Raw genomic sequence first — 15,939 nt, forward strand, 5'->3', positions numbered from 1 at the left:
GCGAACCGCCGCGCTAGCTTTCTGTCCACGCGACTCGGATGGGATGACGCGATGGCCGGGAACAAGACCGCCGAGAACAAGACTCAGGCGACCGACGCGAACGTCGACGCCTTTCTGGCAAAGGTCGAACCCGAACAGCGCCGGGCCGACGGACGCGTCCTGCTCGACATGATGGCGCGCCTCACCGGCGAACCGGCGATATTATGGGGACCGTCGATCATCGGCTTCGGCAGCGTGCATTACCGTTACGAGAGCGGGCGCGAAGGCCATATCTGCCGGATCGGCTTCTCGCCGCGCAAGGCGCAGCTCGTGCTCTATCTCGCCGCCGGCCTGCCCGGCCGCGATGCGCTGCTGGCCAAGCTCGGCAAGCATTCGCTCGGCAAGGGCTGCCTCTACATCAGGACGCTGGCCGATGTGGACGGGGCGGTGCTGGAGGAGCTGATCGCCCGGTCCTGGGCCTTCAAATCGGCGGCCTAAGAGGGCCCTCCCTTCGCCTCCGGACTTGTGTGGCGAAGATAATGACCCTTCGGCTCAATCCAGGTCCGGCCCGAGCGCCGGATCCAGGTCGCGCGGCCGCACGAACAGCGCCAGCGACGCACCGCCGGCTGCGATATCCCGCCACGACTCCACCTCGAAACATAATTGCGCGGTGCTCGCGGTCGGGAACTTCGTCTCGACATCGTCGCGCAGCGGCTGCTCGTCCGAATCGGGCACCAGCAGCAGCACCAGGTCCTCCAATCCCGGATTATGGCCGATCAGCAGCGCATCGTCGGCGCCTTCGGGCAGCTCATGCACCACGTCGAGCAAGGTTGTCGCGGAGGCGAGATAGATGCGCCGGTCCCAGGCGGGGGCCAGTGCCGCGCCGTAACCGGTCGCGACCTGCTCGATCGTTTCCATCACCCGCACGGCGGGGGAGGCGACGACCTGGTCGAAACGCAGCCCCAGGGTCCGCCAGTTGCGCCCGACCAATTGGGCGGCACGCTTGCCCTTACCGTTGAGCGGCCGATCGAAATCGCGCAGCACCGGATCGTCCCAGCCCGATTTGGCATGGCGAAGGAGCGTCAGCGTCTTCATCCCGGCAAGCGTCTCCGTCAGGCTTCCTCGCGCGCCTCATGCCCTAGCTGCGTGAAGGAAGGAAGACGGCCCGCACGCACCACCGCTTCATCGAGGGTGACGCGAGACACCGATACGCCGGGCGGAAAGGCGGTCAGCAGCCGCGACGGCATCGCCGCGGAGAGCAGGACGAACATGCCATGATCGTCGGCGCGCCGGATCAGCCGGCCGAACGCCTGGGCCAGCCGGGCGCGCACGATCCGGTCGTCATAGGCGCTGCCGCCCCCCGCCAGCCGCCGCGCCGCATGCAGCACGGTGGGTTTGGGCCAGGGCACGCCCTCCATCACCACAAGCCGCAGCGACCGGCCCGGCACGTCGACACCGTCGCGCAGCGCATCGGTGCCGAGCAGTGAGGCGGAGGCATCGTCGCGAAAGATATCGACCAGGGTACCCGTATCGATCGGGTCGACATGCTGGGCGTAGAGCGGCAGCCCGTCACGGGCGAGCCGGTCGGCGATGCGTGCATGCACCCCGCGCAGCCGGCGAATCGCAGTGAACAACCCCAGCATGCCGCCGCCCGACGCGACGCCGAGGCGCGCATAGGCATTGGCCAATGCCCCCATGTCGCCGCGCTTCACGTCGGTGACAATTAGCACTTCGGCCTGGGACGCATAGTCGAACGGGCTGACTGCCTCGAACCGGCTCGCCCCGCGGATCAGATGCTGCGCCCCGGTGCGCGCCTCGGCCACCTCCCAGTCGCCGCCGCCGCGTAACGTGGCCGATGTGACCAGCGCGCCATGCGCCTGTTTCAGCACCGTCTCGGCAAAGGGCTTGCTCGGGTCGAGCCAGTGGCGGTGCAGCCCGATATCATATTCGCGCCCCTCGATCCGGTCGACCGCCAGCCAGTCGACATAATCGGGTGTCGCCGGCCCGCCGATCCGCGCGAGCAGTGACAGCCAGGCGGCCACTGTCTCGGCCCGCCAGCCGATCGAAGCGATCGCGCCTTCGATCCGTGCCCGGGCTGGCCCGTCCATCCAGTCGGGCGCTTCCGCCAGCACGGCTTCGAGCCGCCGGCCCAGCGTGACGAGTGGCCGCACCAGCGCATCGAGCGCATGCGCGGCGGGTGCTGCGGCTTCGATCAGCGCCGGATCGGGCTCGGCAAGTTCGGTCTCCAGCCCGTATCCCGCATCGCCCCCCGCCTCGGCACGGGCATAAGCGAGGCCGCGCACCGCCGCGAGCAAGGTCTCGATCGGCCCGAACGGCGCGCCTTCGCTCAACCGCTGCAGCCAACCGTCCGCGGCGAGCGCGCCCGCGGCCTTGATCGCCTCGGCGATGGCGATGCCGCCACCTTCATCATAGCTCGCTACGTCGGAGAGGCGCGCTGCCAGCCCGCGCCGCCGCCCGCGTCCACCCGATTCGGGGCCGAGGATCCAGCGCCGTAGCTCGATCGTCTCCTGCCCGGTCAGCGCGGTCGAAAACATCGAATCCGCGGCGTCGAAGATGTGGTGGCCCTCGTCGAACACATAGCGGGTCGGCCTGGTCGCCAGCTCGCGGCCGCGCGCGGCGTTGACCATCACCAGCGCATGGTTGGCGATGACGATATCGGCCTCGGCGCTCGCCCGGGCGGCGCGCTCGATGAAGCATTTCCGGTAATGCGGGCAGCCGGCATAGACGCATTCGCCGCGCCGGTCAGTCAGCGCGGTCGATCCGTTGCGCCGGAACAAGGTGGGCAGCCAGCCGGGCAAATCGCCCCCGACCATGTCGCCATCGGCACTATACGCCGCCCAGCGCGCGACCAGTTGCGCCAGGATCGCCGCGCGCCCGGCGAAGCCGCCCTGCAGCGCATCCTCCAGGTTGAGCAGGCAGAGATAATTCTCCCGCCCCTTGCGCGTGACGACCTTGGCCTTGCGGATTTCGGCATCGGGGAACAGCCGCGCGCTCTCATGCCCCAATTGGCGTTGCAGCGCCTTGGTGAAGGTCGACACCCATACCGCGCCGCCCGCCTTTTCCGACCAGAGCGAGGCGGGGGCGAGATAGCCGAGCGTCTTGCCGATCCCCGTGCCTGCTTCCGCAAGCACCATGTTCGGCGCGTCGCGCACCATGCGCGGGCCGAACGCCTCCATCGCCGCCTGGGCGAAGGCGCGCTGGCCGGGGCGCTGCTCGGCGCCATTGCCGGTCAGATGCGCCAGCCGGGCCTGAGTCTCCTCCGGATCGAGCGTGATCGTGCGCGGCGCCGGGCGCGGCGCGACTTCGGACCATTCGGGCAGCTTCGAGAATAGCCAGCGCTCGGCGGTTGCGGGTTTCGCCAGCCGGTCGGCAACGACCGGCGCCCAGGTCCAGCGCAGCCGGAACAGCGATTGTGCCGCCGTCCAGGCCCCTTCGCGCTCGGGCCAGTCGCCCTTGGGCATGTCGAGTAATGTCTCGGCGGCACGGCGCAGGAAAGCGGCGACCTCTGCGTCGGTCGCGGGCGCCTCAAGCCCGGTCTCCCGCGCCAGCCCGCGCGGCGTCGGCACCATGAAGCGCGCCGGGCAGAGGAACGCGAACAGCTCGAGCACATCGAGCCCCGACAGATCGGCATAGCCCAGCCGCTGCGCGATCAGCGGCGCATTGAGCACGATCACTGGCGTGTCGGCCGCGATCCGGATCGCCTCGCCCCGCCCGATCGGCCGCGTGCCCTCGGCATCGGCGATCCAGATGCCGCTATGGCTGGCATACAGCGCGGGATGGGGGAGGGAGACCACGCCATCCCATCGCGCGAATGGAACGAAATGGCAACGGCGACCCGTCGCATTGGGTGGGCGCCCAACCCCCTTGCCTTCCCCGGCGGAGGCCGGGGTCCAGTTGGGAAGGCCGTAGTTCGACGCGCAACGCCCATCGTTGACGTCCTCCAACTGGACCCCGGCCTTCGCCGGGGAAGCGCTGGCGTCAGATGTTACAGGATTCCATTCGTCTCGATTGAGAGGTTGGGCAGTGTCGCGCTCTGCAGTGGCTGGCCCACCGCGACGGACCGGCTGTTCCGGAATCCGCTTTCCACGGGTTGCCAGAGCTGATGAATCTGCGCCGCGGGCAGATCGACGACCCAATATTCCGGGATTCCATGTGCGGCATAGACCATCGCCTTGGTGCCGAGATCGTAGCTGATCGTGCTGTCGGACACCTCGATCAGCAGCGCGACCGACTCGAGCGGAACATAGCCATCGCCTTGCGGGGCGCTGGTGAGCACGACATCGGGCTCGGGCGCGCCATAGGGCGGTAGCGCCACCGTCGTTTCGCTCTGCGCCGAATAGGGAGAGCCCAGCGCCTCCAGCGCGCGGCGCAGGCGATAGGTCAGTTCGTTCTTCGCAAAGGAATGCCGTCGGTACTGCGCGTTCGTCTCGACGATCACCCCCTCGATCAACTCGGTCTTCGCAAGATGGGAAAAGCTGCCGGCGCGCAGCAACAGCTCATAGTCCTCGATCCGGAGTTTGACCGGCTGCGGCACATTGAGGGGAGCGATCAACGTCACGCGGTGAGTATAGCATTTGCGGCAGCGGCCCCAAATCGGCAAAGAGCCCGCATGACTGCACCCGAACTCCGCCCCGCCGACCTCAGGTCTGCTGCCCTCGAGTCCAAAGCCTGGCCCTATGAAGAGGCGCGCAAGTTGCTCAAGCGCTATCCGGATGGCAAACAGGGTGCGCCGATCCTGTTCGAGACCGGCTACGGCCCCTCGGGCCTGCCGCATATCGGCACGTTCAACGAAGTGCTGCGCACGACGATGGTGCGCAACGCCTTTCACGCGCTCAGCGATACGCCCACCCGCCTCGTTGCCTTTTCGGACGACATGGACGGGCTTCGGAAAGTGCCGGACAATGTCCCGAACAAGGCGATGCTGACCGAATATCTCGGCAAGCCGCTGACCAGGGTGCCCGATCCGTTCGAGAAGTTCGAAAGCTTCGCGCACCACAACAACGCGATGCTGCGCGATTTCCTCGATCGTTACGGCTTCGACTACGAATTCCTGTCCTCGACCGTGGAATATGCCTCGGGCCGGTTCGATCCGACCCTGAAGCTGATCCTGCAGCGCTACCAGGCGATCATGGACGTGATGCTGCCGACGCTCCGCGCCGAGCGCGCCGCGACCTATTCGCCGATCCTGCCGATCAGCCCGAAATCGGGCATAGTGCTGCAGGTGCCGGTCGAAGTGGTCGATGCCGAGGCCGGCATTATCGCCTTCATCGATGAGGGCGACCGGATCGAGCAGTCGGCGCTGGGTGGCATGGCCAAGCTGCAATGGAAGGTCGACTGGGCGATGCGCTGGACCGCGCTTCAGGTCGATTACGAGATGTCGGGCAAGGATCTGATCGACAGCGTCACTCAGGCCTCGAAGATTACCCGCGTGCTCGGCGCCCGGCCGCCCGAGGGCCTCACCTATGAGATGTTCCTCGACGAAAAGGGCGAGAAGATCTCGAAGTCCAAGGGCAACGGCCTCAGCCTCGACGACTGGCTGACCTATGGCCCGGAGGAGAGTCTCGCCTTCTATATCTACCGCGAGCCGCGCAAGGCCAAGTCGCTGCACATGGGCGTCATTCCGCGCGCGGTGGACGAATATTGGCAGTTCCGCGGCAATTATGCCGGGCAGGAACTGAAGGAGAAGCTCGGCAATCCGGTCCATCATATCCATGACGGCAAGATGCCGACCGGCGAACTGCCGGTGACTTTCGGCCTGCTGCTCAACCTGGTCGGGGTGATGGGTGACGCGACCAAGGAGCAGGTGTGGAGCTATCTCTCCAATTACGTGCCCGATGCCACGCCCGAGGCCTATCCCGAGCTCGACCGGCTGATCGGCCACGCGCTCGCTTATGGCCGCGATTTCGTTGCCCCGACGCTTCAGCGCCGCGCGCCCGAGGGGGTGGAAGTGGCGGCGCTGCAGCAGCTCGACGCCGATCTCGCCGCGCTGCCGCCCGAGGCGAGCGCCGAGGAGATCCAGAATCTGGTCTATGAGATCGGCAAGACCGGCGGTTTCGAGAATCTGCGCGACTGGTTCAAGGCGCTGTACGAAACCCTGCTCGGCTCGAGCCAGGGCCCGCGCATGGGCAGCTTCATCGCGCTTTACGGCATCGAGAACAGCCGCAAGCTGATCGCCGAAGCACTGGCGCGCTGACGACAGGCTCATGCTGATCCGGCCGGCCCGGGCGGAGGACGCCGCGGCGATCTGGTCGATCATCGGCCCGGTCATCCGTGCTGGCGAAACCTATGCGCTGGACCGCCTCATGCCAGAGGCCGACGCGCTCGCTTATTGGCTGGCTACCGACAAGGAGACGTTCGTGGCCGAGGAGGGCGGCCGGGTGCTCGGCACCTATTATCTCCGGGCGAACCAGGCCGGCGGCGGCGGGCATGTCGCCAATTGCGGCTATATGACTCACGCCGATGCGCAGGGCCGCGGGCTCGCGCGGTCCATGGCTGAGCATTCCCTCACTCACGCACGGTCGCGCGGCTTTCGCGCGATGCAGTTCAACTTCGTGGTGAGCAGCAACATACGGGCGGTGCGGCTCTGGCTGTCGCTTGGCTTCGACATCGTCGGAACGCTGCCATTGGCCTTCGAGCATCCGACAGACGGGTTCGTCGACGCCTTCGTGATGTTCCGGCAGCTTTGACGCCATCTCTCCCTCTCCGCTTGTGGGAAGGGTGAGGGGGAGTGAGGCTCGGAACACGAGCCAGTGCCCTCTCACCCTTCTCTCTCCCACAGGGCGAGAGGGAGATTGCCGCCGCTTCCGCTTGCGAGCGGGACCCAGAAACCGCCATAACCTTCCCCGAAAGGAATGCGCAGATGGCCGGAAAGCGACGATCCCCCGCCTCGGTCCTGCGCGATTTCCTCGCCGATGAGGCAGCGGGCGGCATCCTGCTGATCGCGGCGGCGGCGCTGGCGATGATCGCCGCCAACTCGCCGCTTGCTCATGACTATTTTCACCTGCTGCATGTCGAGACGGGGCCCGTGCTCGCGCCGGCGATCGGGCCGATGACGGTCCATCTCTGGATCAACGATGCATTGATGGCGCTGTTCTTCCTGCTCGTCGGGCTCGAGATCAAGCGCGAGCTGGTCGACGGCCAGCTCGCCAGCGCGGAGCGACGCCGCCTCCCGATCATCGCTGCTGCGGCGGGCATGACCTGCCCGGCGATCCTCTATCTCGCCATCACCGGCGGCGCGGCCGATCTGCGCGCCGGCTGGGCTATCCCCGCCGCGACCGACATCGCCTTCGCGATCGGGGTGCTGGCGCTGCTCGGACCGCGCGTGCCCGCTTCGCTCAAGCTGTTCCTGACCACTGTCGCGATCGTCGACGATATGGGCGCGGTCGCGATCATCGCGGTCTTCTACAGCCACGGCCTGGCGCTGCTGGCGCTGGCCGGCGCGGCGATCGTCGCGGGCGGCATGGCCGGGATGAACCGTTTCGGCGTGGTGCGGCTCTGGCCTTATCTGATCGGTTTCGCCTTGCTATGGCTGCTCGTGCTGATGTCAGGCGTGCACGCGACCATCGCGGGCGTGGTCGCGGCGATGACGATCCCGATCCGCCGCTCGCCCGGCGCGCCCGATCATCACGATTCCCCGCTCCACCGGCTCGAGCATGCCCTCAATCCCTGGGTCGCCTACGGGGTGGTGCCGCTGTTCGGCTTCGCCAATGCCGGTGTGTCGCTGGCCGGGCTCGGCCCGTCGATCCTGGTCAAGCCGCTCGTGCTGGGCATCGCGCTGGCGCTGTTCTTCGGCAAGCAGATCGGCATCTTCGGCAGCATCTGGCTCGCGGTTCGCATGGGGCTGGCCAAGCCGCTCGGCGGAGCGAGCTGGGCGCAGGTCTACGGCGTCGCGCTGCTCGCCGGGATCGGCTTCACCATGAGCCTGTTCATCGGCGGCCTCGCCTTTCCCGGCAATGCCGCGATCATGGATGAAGTGAAGATCGGCGTGCTGGCGGGCTCGATCCTGTCGGCGGTGGGGGGATTCCTGCTCCTGCGCTTCGCGCCGCCTGCAAGGGGAAAATAATGCGCCGTTTCTTCGATTCTCGCCAGCTCGCTCATGCGCCGCTCAAGGAGCTGCACAATGGCGGCTTCACCGATTACGCCGAACGGCCCATCCGCGCCGAAGCGATCGCGGAGACGCTCGGCGCGCTGGAGGCGCCGGTCGATCACGGCGATGCCGCGATCCGTGCGGTGCACGATGCGGGCTATCTCGATTTTCTCAAAGAGGGGCCGGCGCGCTGGGCCGCGGCGGGGCGGCCGGGCGACGTGATCGGTTATATCTGGCCGATCGTCGCCCGGCGGGCGCTCAAGCTCGACCGGATCGACGCGCTTGCCGGCCGCTACAGCCTCGACGCTTCCACGCCGCTGACGGCGGAAACCTGGGACGCGGCCTATTGGAGCGTTCAGTCGATCCTCTCCGCGCTCGACGCCGTGCGCGGCGGGGACCGCGCCGCCTTTGCCTTGTGCCGGCCGCCCGGCCATCATGCCGGCGCCGATTATCTCGGCGGCTATTGCTACCTCAACACTGCCGCCATCGCCGCCCAGGCCGCGCGCGATGCGGGGGCGGACCGGGTGGCGATCCTCGATATCGACTATCACCACGGCAACGGCACGCAGGACATTTTCTGGACGCGCGGCGACGTCTTCTACGCCTCGATCCATGCCGATCCCGCGACTGACTATCCCTTTTTCTGGGGCCATGCCGACGAGATCGGGGAAGGAGAGGGAGAGGGCACGACGCTCAACCTGCCGCTGCCGCAAGGCTCGGGACTCGAGACCTTCCGGGCGGCGCAAAGCGCGGCGCTCGATGCCATCGCGCGCTTCGCGCCGGACCTGCTGATCGTCAGCTTCGGCGCCGATACCTGGGAGGGCGATCCGATCTCCTTCTTCCGGCTGGCGACCGCGGATTATGCCCTGCTCGGCCGGGATATCGCCGCGCGCGGCTGGCCGACCGTGATCGCGATGGAGGGCGGCTATGCCGTCGATGCGCTCGGCGGCAACGTCGCCAGCCTGCTTTCCGGCTTTTCCGCCTGATCAGCCCTGCTGCGCTTCCGCGTCGGGGACCGTGATCACTGACAGGAACAGCCCGAGCTGGCGGATTGCCTGGGCGAAGTTTTCGTAATTGACCGGCTTGGTGATGTAGACGTTCGCGCCGAGATCATAGCAGCGGTCGGTCTCGGCCTTGTCGTCGGTGGTGGTGAGCACGACGACGGGGGTGCGCCGCAGCGCCGGCGCGCCCTTGATCTGTGCCAGGACGTCGGTGCCGTTCATGTCCGGCAGGTTGAGATCCAGCAGGATCAGCGCCCGGCCACCCAGTGACGGGCCGTTCTCATGGTGGAGCAGATAGTCGAGCGCGCTTGCGCCGTCCGTGAAATGGACGATGTCGTTGAGAATGCCGGCACGACGGATATTCTTCTCGATCAGCCGGGCATGTCCTTCGTCGTCTTCGATCATCACGATGCTGACGGAGTGATGATCTTTCATCTATTGCCCCTGTGTTTCGGCGAGCGCCGCGGGAAGCGACAGTCGAAAGGTCGCGCCCGTGCCCGGCTCCGATCGTACATCGATAACGCCGCCGAGGCGGTAGGCCAAGGTACGCACATGTGCCAGGCCGATGCCCTCGCCCGGTTGGTCTTGATTTCCGGATCGGCGGAACAGATCGAAGACCCTGTTATGGTCGGAGGGTGCGATGCCGCGGCCATTGTCGCTGACCTCGAGCGTCACGCGCGCGCCATGCCGCGCGCCGCGCACCTCGATCAGGCCGGGCTGGCCGGGGCGAAGATATTTCACGGCATTTTCGATCAGGTTCGCGAAGATCTGCTCGAGCGCCAGCCGATCGCTGACGATGTCGGGCAGCGTGCCATCGATCACCAGCCGGGCCCTCTGATCATCGAGCAGATGCTGCAGGCTCGCAGCGACCGAGGCGATCAGGACATTCATGTCGATCCGTTCGGGGGCGATCACGCGGCGCCCCTCGCGCGATAGTTTGAGGATGGCGTTGATCAGCCGCTCCATCTTCTCGCTCGAGGTGCGGATGAAGCGGATCGCCTCGGGCAGGTCCAGCCGCGCGGCGACGCGGGCCTCTTCGGTGACGACGGCCGGTGCATCCGTCTCGGCGCGATCGATCATCGCGACGATCGCGGCGGCGGCGGCATCCAGTTCGGCGGTGAAGCCCATGATGTTGACCAGAGGCGCGCGCAGATCGTGGCTGACGATATAGGCGAAACGCTGGATCTCCTCGTTCGCGCGAGTCAGGTCGGCGGTGCGCTCGGCGACCAGCTCCTCGAGCGATTCGGCGAAGTCGCGCAACGTATCGCGCGAGGTGGCGAGATCGCGGGTATAGCGCAGCACCGTCAGCAGCGATGCCATGGCAACGAACAACAGCAGCGCGCCCGCGATGCCGATCGTCACATAAAAGGTCCGCACGCTCGCCTGTTGATCGGCATCGCGGTCCGCGAGCAGCCGTTGTTCCTCGCTCTCCATCGCCTTGCCGAGATCGCGGATGCTGCGCATCCGGCGCGCGGTGGTCTCGTCGGTGAAGGCGCGGATCGCTTCCTCGACCCGTCCGGTCTCGACCAGGGCGTTGGTGACGTCGCGGCGTCGCTCGATCGCGGCGACCAGTCTGCGCAAACGCGAGAGATTGGCGTTTTCCCGCGGGTTGTCGGCGGTCAGCGCATCGATCCGGCGCAGTGCATCGGGAATCTGCGCGGCGATCGTCTTGTAGCTCGCCAGATATTCCGCCTGGTTCGCGATGATATAGCCGCGCCGCACCGATTCCGCCTGCTCGACCAGAATGTTGGCGCGAGCGATCGCCAGCTGGACCTCATAAGTGTGGTTGACCGCGCGGATATGCTCCTGGTTGCGGCCGGTCGACCAGATGGCGGCAATGCCGGCGGCGCTCAGGCTGGCGAAGCCGATCACCATGCACCCGATCAGGAACCGGCCCATCGACTGGTTCGCCCACCCCAAGCGGCGGGCAATCCCTTCTAGCATCGGCTTTTCCACCATGGATGTTTTCTAGAGTCGACGATCCCGGAACACCAGAACCAGCGGCACCACATTAATCAAGGTCATTTCGGTTCTAGAACAAGGCGCCCTGCAGCGTCGTCCGCCCGACCGCGCCGCCACCGCGGCGCCGCGCCAGTTCCGTCTCCGCAGTGAACCGCACGTCGATGTCGCGGTCGCCGAGAAAGCGCGCGAGCGATTCATCCTCGATCTCGCGCCAGTCCTTGCCGCGATCGGGGCCCTGGCGCACGCGGGGCAGCAGGCCGGGCTGGTTGGACCATTCGATCAGCTGCGGCAGCCCGACCTCGTTGAGCATGTCGCGCAAATGGAAGGCGGTGACATAGGCGTCGGGAAAGGCGCGGTGCGCGGGCAGGCCGCGCTCATGCTCGATCCCCTCGGGCTTGCGCCAGTAACGCAGCACCTGGTTGGAGAAGCTCGGGCAATCGGGCCAGAGCCTCATCGCGCATTTCCAGGTGCACACCCAATCCGCGTTTCGTGTCAACGCGGGCGTGCAGAATTCAAGCTCAGCGGTGGAGCGGTGCGCGGCCAGCGCCAGACGGCGCGGCCAGGGATCGAGCACGGCACGCGCCACGTCGTGCCAGTAGGGCGCATCGGCGACCTGCTCGTCGAGGATATGGTGGATCGCCTGCGTGATCGGCGGGATTTGCCGGCCCGGATTGACCAGCCGGCTACCGCCCTCGCCGTGCAATTCCCAGCGCCCATCGGCACCGAGCGCGACATCCTGCCATCCGATCTCGCACACGCCGTGCGCCGGCGGGGCCGGACCGGTGGTCTCGAGATCGACGACACGGATAAGCTGGGGCGGCGGGGGAGGCATCGCCCTTACGTGGCGGTTTGGGCCGCGGAATGCGAGTCCCTAAAGCCCCTCCCCGTGAGGGGAGGGGCCCGGAAAAGGCTCAATGTCCCGCCTGTTCCCCGCGCACGATCCCGCTCGCGGCAAGCTGCGCGTCGATCATCGCCATCAGCCGGTCGAGCCCGGCCTGGTCCTTCGCCTCGGCCCGCGCGACCAGCACGTCCTGGGTGTTGGAGGCACGCAACAGCCACCAGCCGTCCGGCGTGTTGACCCGCGCGCCGTCAGTGCGATTGACCTCGGCGCCCTCGGCCTCGAGCCGGTCGAGCACTTCGTCGACCACCGCGAACTTGCGGCTCTCATCGACCTGGAACCGCATTTCGGGCGTGTTGACCATCGCCGGCATCGCGCCGCGGATCTCGGTCATCGACTTGCCGATCATGTGCACGGCGCGGATCAGCCGGACTGCGGCATATTGCGCATCGTCGAACCCGTAATAGTCATGCGCGAAGAAGATATGCCCGCTCATCTCGCCGGCCAGCGGGGAGTCGGTCTCCTTCATCTTCATCTTGATCAGGCTGTGGCCGGTCTTCCACATCAACGGTTCGCCGCCGAGTTCCGCGATCCGGTCGTAGAGCGCCTGGCTCGCCTTCACATCGGCGATGATCGTCGATCCGGGCAATTCCTTCAGCACCGGCTCGGCAAGGATCGACAGGAGCTGGTCGCCCCAGATCACCCGGCCCTCGCCGTCGATCGCGCCGATCCGGTCGCCATCGCCATCGAAGGCGAGCCCGAAATCGAGCTGCTTCTCGGCAACGAGACGCTTCAGGTCGGCGAGGTTCTTTTCCTCGGTGGGATCCGGATGGTGGTTGGGGAAATTGCCGTCCACCTCGGTGAACAGCAGATGATGCTCGCCCGGCAGCAGCTTGGTCAGCTTCTCGATCACCGGCCCGGCCGCGCCGTTGCCCGCGTCCCAGCCGATCCGGTAGGCGCCGCCGGCATAGCCCGCCATCAGGCGCCCGACATAATCGTCTTCGATGTCGAAGTCGGAAACGGTACCTTCGCCCTCTTCCCAATCGCCCTCTTCGGCCAGCTTGCCCAGATCCTGGATGTCGGCGCCGAAAAACGGCGCATGCTGCAGCACCATCTTGAAGCCGTTGTAATTGCCCGGATTATGGCTGCCGGTGATCTGGACACCGCCATCAACCTCCAGGATCGCCTCGGCATAATAGAGCATCGGGGTCGGCCCCATGCCGACGCGCACGACATCGACGCCGCTCGCCGTCAGGCCGGCGATCAGCGCTGCCTCGAGTTCGGGCGAGGAGATGCGGCCGTCATAGCCGACCGCGACGCGGGTGCCGCCGGCGCGCCGCACCCGCGTGGCGAAACCGCGGCCGATCGCATCGGCATCGGCCGGGCCGAGCGTTTTTCCGACAATGCCGCGAATGTCATATTCGCGCAGGGACGTGGGGTCGAAGCGGTGCGTCATCGGTCCTCCTGTTCATCATGTCCTGCGCCCAATAGCGAAGCGCCGGAAAAGGTCATTGCAAGAAAAGGGTTCAGCCGCGCTTTTTGAGCAGCACGTCGCGCGCCGCATTGATCCGCCGCGCCAGCTCGACCGATCCCCCGCGATCGGGGTGGACGGCGGCGACCAGCCGGCGATGGGCGGCGCGGATCGCGTCGGCGTCGGCGGTGCGGTCGACGCCAAGGATGGCGCGCGCCTCCTTCTCGTCGACCGTCGGCGCCGGCTGAGTCTTGCGCAACAACAGCCAAAGGCCGAACAGCACCGCGCCGATAAAGAGGATCTTCGCCATCAGGCGAACAACGGCATCGCGGGCTCGGGCAGGCCGAGCGCCGCCATCATCTCGCGCAGCTCCTGCCGCGCGGCGACATGGGCCAGGCCCATTTCGCCGAATTCCCGCGCGTCGAGCATGGTCAGGCCCTTGGGGAACAGCTCACGGTAGATCACGCGCTCGCCCAGTCCGGGGATGATGCGGAAACCGACCCGCTTGGCCAGCTGGTCGAGCGCCTCGGACACGCGGCGCATGTTGCGCGCCTCGATATGCTGGAGGCGGTTGCGCAGCACGACCCAGTCGATCGTCGATCCGTCGGCCTTCGCCCTTGCCTTGCGCGCGTCCCAGATGAGTTCGGCATAGAAGCTCGGGCGCGTGACCTTGTAGGTGACCGGGTCGACCTGGCCGATCAGGTCGAAATCGACGAAGCTGTCGTTCATCGGCGTGACCAGCGTGTCGGCCTTCTGCGCCGCCATCCGCGCGAACCGGTCGTCGCGGCCGGGCGTGTCGATCACCAGGAAGTCGGTGCCGCTGGAAAGCGCATCCAGCGTCTCGGTGAAGCGCGCCAGGCTTTCCCCGTCATGCGTCGCGTGGCGGGGGACGTTCAGCTCGCGCCCGGTGCGCTTGGCGGTCGCCTCGCGGTTGTCGAGATAGCGGCCCATGGTCCGCTGCCGATGGTCGAGATCGAATGCCGAAACCCGCGCGCCGCGGGCCTCCAGCGCGATCGCGACATGGACGGCGGTCGTCGATTTGCCGGTCCCGCCCTTCTCGTTGGCGAACACGATGATATGTGGCTTCTGTGCAACCGTCGACAAGTCGCTCGTGTCCCTGATGAATGGCCGTATTGATCGGTCGCGCCACCCCCCATAGAAGGCCCGGCCCGTCACCCCGTCCTTATCGAAGGCCCTTCACGCGTGCAAACCATCCGTCACCTCGATCTGCTCCGTGCCGAGATTGCGGCGTTCCGCGGCGAAGGGGCGGTGATCGCGCTGGTCCCGACCATGGGCGCGCTGCATGCCGGCCACATGTCGCTGATCGAAGCGGCCAGGCGGCCCGGCACGCGCGTCGTCGCCTCGATCTTCGTCAATCCGAAGCAGTTCGGGCCCAATGAGGACCTGTCGCGCTACCCCCGCAAGGAGACCGCCGACACGCGCATGTTGAAGGAGGCCGGCTGCGACCTGCTGTGGATGCCCCCGGTCGAGGCGATGTACCCGGAAGGCTTCGCCACCAACGTCTCGGTCGCCGGCGTCAGCGAAGGGCTCGATGGCGCGGCCCGGCCCGGTCATTTCGATGGGGTCGCGACGGTCGTGGCGAAGCTGTTCAATCAGGTCCGGCCCGACATCGCCTGGTTCGGCGAGAAGGATTATCAGCAGCTCGCGGTGATTCGCCGCATGGTCGCCGATCTGGATTTCGGGATCGACATCATGGGCGTGCCCACCCAGCGCGAGGATGACGGCCTCGCGCTCTCGTCGCGCAACGTCTATCTCGACGACGAGCAGCGCAGCCGCGCGGTGGCGTTGCCGCGCGCGCTCGGCGTCGCGGCGAAGGGCATCGACAAGGGCGACGACGTCGCGGCCGTGCTGGCCACCGCGCGCGACTCGCTGAGCGCCGCCGGGTTCGAGGTCGATTATGTCACGCTGGTCGATGCCGAGACGCTGAGGGAAGCGCCCGGTCCGGATCGCCCGCGCCGCCTGCTGGCCGCGGCGAGGATGGGCACGACGCGTCTGATCGACAATATCGCGGTGTGATCGACGTTCGGCCGGAAACGGCATAGCATCGCCTCCGCAACGATGACGGAGGGGACGATGCAACTCACGATCACCGCGCTCACCGCGGCCGCGCTCGCGCTGCTGCTGGTCTTTCTGTCGGTCACGACGATCCGCATGCGCATGAAGCACAGCGCCTCTTATGGCGATGCCGGCCAGCACGACCTGAATTGCGCCATCCGCGCGCATGGCAATCTCACTGAATATGCGCCGGTGGGGATACTTCTGATCGGCCTGCTCGAGATCGGCGGGGCCAATGCCACCGCGCTGTCGATCGCCGCCGCCGCCTTTGTCGGCGCGCGCCTGCTCAACGCCATCGGCCTGTTCAACCCGCCCGGGCCGCCCAGGCCGGCGCGCTCGATCGGCATCGTCGTCACCTTGCTGATCCTGCTCGGCCTGGCGATCTGGCTCGCCTTGCGGGTGCTGGTGCCCGACATGGGCTGACCCAGATCCAACGTCACCCCGGACTTGTTCCGGGGTCCATCGGCCCGCAACCGCACCATCGGTTGCGTTCGTGGCACGATGG

The 15,939-nt window shown here is 67.0% G+C and carries 16 protein-coding genes; 7 read left to right on the forward strand and 9 right to left on the reverse strand.

Translation table 11 applies throughout. The annotated features are described in order from the left end of the window. Positions 1-51: 51 nt before the first annotated feature. A complete protein-coding gene (locus ACZ1I2_RS03070; RefSeq protein WP_465175183.1) occupies positions 52-477 on the forward strand; it encodes a DUF1801 domain-containing protein in 426 nt (141 codons plus the stop codon). A gap of 54 nt (positions 478-531) precedes the next feature. On the opposite strand, the gene ACZ1I2_RS03075 is transcribed toward ACZ1I2_RS03070, so the two are convergent. The 3 genes from ACZ1I2_RS03075 to ACZ1I2_RS03085 form a co-directional block, all read right to left on the reverse strand. Continuing rightward, the gene (locus tag ACZ1I2_RS03075) at positions 532-1,074 is read right to left on the reverse strand and encodes a SixA phosphatase family protein (protein WP_465171073.1); all 543 of its coding nucleotides are present in this window, start codon (positions 1,072-1,074) and stop codon (positions 532-534) included. 17 nt (positions 1,075-1,091) lie between these two features. Next, complete coding sequence (locus ACZ1I2_RS03080) at positions 1,092-3,794, reverse strand: ATP-dependent DNA helicase (RefSeq protein WP_465171072.1); 2,703 nt, start codon at positions 3,792-3,794, stop codon at positions 1,092-1,094. Positions 3,795-3,985: 191 nt separating this feature from the next. Beyond that, complete coding sequence (locus ACZ1I2_RS03085) at positions 3,986-4,558, reverse strand: Uma2 family endonuclease (RefSeq protein WP_465171071.1); 573 nt, start codon at positions 4,556-4,558, stop codon at positions 3,986-3,988. A gap of 51 nt (positions 4,559-4,609) precedes the next feature. Between ACZ1I2_RS03085 and ACZ1I2_RS03090 the strand changes: the two genes are divergently transcribed. From ACZ1I2_RS03090 to ACZ1I2_RS03105, 4 genes are all read left to right on the forward strand, one after another. Continuing rightward, complete coding sequence (locus tag ACZ1I2_RS03090; protein WP_465171070.1) at positions 4,610-6,193, forward strand: lysine--tRNA ligase; 1,584 nt, start codon at positions 4,610-4,612, stop codon at positions 6,191-6,193. 10 nt (positions 6,194-6,203) lie between these two features. Further along, positions 6,204-6,686, forward strand: a complete 483-nt coding sequence (locus tag ACZ1I2_RS03095) for an N-acetyltransferase family protein (protein ID WP_465171069.1) — start codon at positions 6,204-6,206, stop codon at positions 6,684-6,686. A 173-nt stretch (positions 6,687-6,859) separates the two neighbouring features. Further along, a complete protein-coding gene (gene nhaA, locus ACZ1I2_RS03100) occupies positions 6,860-8,062 on the forward strand; it encodes a Na+/H+ antiporter NhaA (protein ID WP_465175182.1) in 1,203 nt (400 codons plus the stop codon). Beyond that, a complete protein-coding gene (locus tag ACZ1I2_RS03105) occupies positions 8,062-9,072 on the forward strand; it encodes a histone deacetylase family protein (protein ID WP_465175181.1) in 1,011 nt (336 codons plus the stop codon). The genes nhaA and ACZ1I2_RS03105 overlap by 1 nt, the downstream gene beginning before the upstream one ends. Here ACZ1I2_RS03105 and ACZ1I2_RS03110 read toward each other — a convergent pair whose 3' ends face one another. From ACZ1I2_RS03110 to ACZ1I2_RS03135, 6 genes are all read right to left on the reverse strand, one after another. Further along, positions 9,073-9,522 (reverse strand): response regulator, encoded by a 450-nt coding sequence (locus tag ACZ1I2_RS03110; protein ID WP_465171066.1) that lies wholly within the window; start codon positions 9,520-9,522, stop codon positions 9,073-9,075. It lies immediately after the preceding gene. Next, the gene (locus ACZ1I2_RS03115) at positions 9,523-11,031 is read right to left on the reverse strand and encodes a sensor histidine kinase (RefSeq protein ID WP_465175180.1); all 1,509 of its coding nucleotides are present in this window, start codon (positions 11,029-11,031) and stop codon (positions 9,523-9,525) included. Between the two features lie 88 nt (positions 11,032-11,119). Beyond that, entirely contained in the window at positions 11,120-11,881 is a 762-nt protein-coding gene (locus tag ACZ1I2_RS03120; protein WP_465175179.1) for a 3'-5' exonuclease, read from the reverse strand. 79 nt (positions 11,882-11,960) lie between these two features. Further along, on the reverse strand, positions 11,961-13,343 hold the full coding sequence (pgmG, locus tag ACZ1I2_RS03125; RefSeq protein ID WP_465175178.1) for a phosphoglucomutase/phosphomannomutase PgmG: 1,383 nt from the start codon (positions 13,341-13,343) through the stop codon (positions 11,961-11,963). A gap of 70 nt (positions 13,344-13,413) precedes the next feature. Then, the gene (locus ACZ1I2_RS03130; protein ID WP_465171062.1) at positions 13,414-13,668 is read right to left on the reverse strand and encodes a J domain-containing protein; all 255 of its coding nucleotides are present in this window, start codon (positions 13,666-13,668) and stop codon (positions 13,414-13,416) included. Further along, positions 13,668-14,462, reverse strand: a complete 795-nt coding sequence (locus tag ACZ1I2_RS03135; protein WP_465171061.1) for a division plane positioning ATPase MipZ — start codon at positions 14,460-14,462, stop codon at positions 13,668-13,670. The genes ACZ1I2_RS03130 and ACZ1I2_RS03135 overlap by 1 nt, the downstream gene beginning before the upstream one ends. 99 nt (positions 14,463-14,561) lie before the next feature. Here ACZ1I2_RS03135 and panC point away from each other — a divergent pair, with 99 nt between their 5' ends. After that, a complete protein-coding gene (gene panC / locus ACZ1I2_RS03140; protein ID WP_465171060.1) occupies positions 14,562-15,395 on the forward strand; it encodes a pantoate--beta-alanine ligase in 834 nt (277 codons plus the stop codon). A 57-nt stretch (positions 15,396-15,452) separates the two neighbouring features. Continuing rightward, positions 15,453-15,857 (forward strand): MAPEG family protein, encoded by a 405-nt coding sequence (locus tag ACZ1I2_RS03145; RefSeq protein ID WP_465175177.1) that lies wholly within the window; start codon positions 15,453-15,455, stop codon positions 15,855-15,857. Positions 15,858-15,939 lie beyond the last annotated feature (82 nt).

The organism is Sphingomonas sp. BL-S-29, from assembly GCF_055521495.1.

Bases quoted from the DNA above. Each gene is read 5' to 3' on its own strand.
- ACZ1I2_RS03110 (WP_465171066.1), bottom strand. From the start codon at position 9,522: ATGAAAGATCATCACTCCGTCAGCATCGTGATGATCGAAGACGACGAA.
- ACZ1I2_RS03090 (WP_465171070.1), top strand. From the start codon at position 4,610: ATGACTGCACCCGAACTCCGCCCCGCCGACCTCAGGTCTGCTGCCCTC.
- ACZ1I2_RS03070 (WP_465175183.1), top strand. From the start codon at position 52: ATGGCCGGGAACAAGACCGCCGAGAACAAGACTCAGGCGACCGACGCG.
- ACZ1I2_RS03120 (WP_465175179.1), bottom strand. From the start codon at position 11,881: ATGCCTCCCCCGCCGCCCCAGCTTATCCGTGTCGTCGATCTCGAGACC.
- ACZ1I2_RS03115 (WP_465175180.1), bottom strand. From the start codon at position 11,031: ATGCTAGAAGGGATTGCCCGCCGCTTGGGGTGGGCGAACCAGTCGATG.
- ACZ1I2_RS03105 (WP_465175181.1), top strand. From the start codon at position 8,062: ATGCGCCGTTTCTTCGATTCTCGCCAGCTCGCTCATGCGCCGCTCAAG.
- pgmG (WP_465175178.1), bottom strand. From the start codon at position 13,343: ATGACGCACCGCTTCGACCCCACGTCCCTGCGCGAATATGACATTCGC.
- ACZ1I2_RS03145 (WP_465175177.1), top strand. From the start codon at position 15,453: ATGCAACTCACGATCACCGCGCTCACCGCGGCCGCGCTCGCGCTGCTG.
- ACZ1I2_RS03130 (WP_465171062.1), bottom strand. From the start codon at position 13,668: ATGGCGAAGATCCTCTTTATCGGCGCGGTGCTGTTCGGCCTTTGGCTG.
- nhaA (WP_465175182.1), top strand. From the start codon at position 6,860: ATGGCCGGAAAGCGACGATCCCCCGCCTCGGTCCTGCGCGATTTCCTC.
- ACZ1I2_RS03075 (WP_465171073.1), bottom strand. From the start codon at position 1,074: ATGAAGACGCTGACGCTCCTTCGCCATGCCAAATCGGGCTGGGACGAT.
- ACZ1I2_RS03095 (WP_465171069.1), top strand. From the start codon at position 6,204: ATGCTGATCCGGCCGGCCCGGGCGGAGGACGCCGCGGCGATCTGGTCG.